Below are 1,126 nucleotides of genomic sequence, written 5' to 3' on the forward strand. Positions count from 1 at the left end.
TTGTCGCTGCTGTGGGCACGAAAAAAGCCGGGGAGTGGTGCCCGGCTTTTTTCGTGGGGAGGAGGATCCCGTTCCCCACCTCTGAGTGTCCTGCACAGCGGTCCGGGATGCCTAGTGCCGGAGACCTTACGAGTGCTGGACCAGCGCTGTAACGGGAGGCCGGGCCTGGTCTCCCTGGCCTCCCGTGGGAGCGGTTGATGTGAGCCCGCCAACTCCCGCCTTCAGTGTCTGTCGTGGTCCCGAAGACGCCCAAAGGTGACGAAGGAACGCGGGCGAAAGGCTCGGCAGAGGGCGGATCTGTCGATGTCGGCCTCCGATCTGGAGACGTGGCCGAGGAGGTCTGTCCCGCACGTGCTGGACAGCATCAGTGGGGCGGCCCCGGGCGGAGCAAAGCTATGTTCTATGTGCCATAGAACGGGATCGGCCTCCGGCGGGGGCACCACGCGGGGCGGGTGAGCGCTGCGCTGGGCATGCGAAAGGCCGGGGAGGGGCCCCGGCCTTTCCAGTGATTTGCCTTTCACCGTGGATCATTCTGCGGCACGGAACCGACCCGTGCCGCTTGTGTCAGCACGGAGAGACGTTCAGGTGGCGGAAGTGAGCTTGTGCCGGTCCCGGGCGCGGTGAACGAGGTTCTGCGCGGCCTTCTCGGAGCAGCCGAGGCGGTCGGCGATCTCGCGGTACTTCAGGCCGGCGTTTTTGAGCTCGAGGGCGAGATCCTGCCGGGCCCGAGAGCGCTTGATGAACTCATCGCGGGGTTCAGCGACAGCGCGCTGAACGGTACGTGGGTGGCATCCCACCGACTGCGCGACCTCGCGGGCAGTCCTAGTTCTGCGTACAGGATTCTCAGCGGTCATCGGAGGGCCTCCTGCTGGATGAGCGTGCGGTCGATGCGGCGTTTGTCAGCGGCGCGTTGGGCACGGCGCTGTTGGTGCTTGGGCGCGGTCCAGGCTTCGCGTCTCTGGGTGGTGAGTTCTGGGGTGATGTTGCGCCAGGTCCAGCGGGCGATGGATCGGGCCAGGTGCAGCACTTCCACCTCGCCCAGCGGGCCGCGGGTGAACTCCTCGGCGACGGCGGTGAGGTTCTTGTTCACGGCGAAGGCGTGAACGGTCTGCTCCCACTCGCTGGC

2 protein-coding genes are annotated in these 1,126 nt (G+C 66.6%); both read right to left on the minus strand.

Annotation, left to right across the window (positions count from 1 at the left end; genetic code table 11):
• Positions 1-581: 581 nt before the first annotated feature.
• Positions 582-854 (minus strand): sigma factor-like helix-turn-helix DNA-binding protein, encoded by a 273-nt coding sequence (locus QYM41_RS17535; protein WP_368801053.1) that lies wholly within the window; start codon positions 852-854, stop codon positions 582-584.
• The coding region (locus QYM41_RS17540) for a hypothetical protein (protein ID WP_368801054.1) at positions 851-1,126 on the minus strand (276 nt) is incomplete at its 5' end. The genes QYM41_RS17535 and QYM41_RS17540, both read right to left, overlap by 4 nt.

The sequence above is a fragment of the Kocuria oxytropis genome (genome assembly GCF_040981195.1).
In the GTDB taxonomy this organism is placed as follows: Bacteria; Actinomycetota; Actinomycetes; order Actinomycetales; family Micrococcaceae; genus Kocuria; species Kocuria oxytropis.

Excerpts from the sequence above, each read along its gene's own strand:
- QYM41_RS17535 (WP_368801053.1), bottom strand. The coding sequence starts at position 854 with ATGACCGCTGAGAATCCTGTACGCAGAACTAGGACTGCCCGCGAGGTC.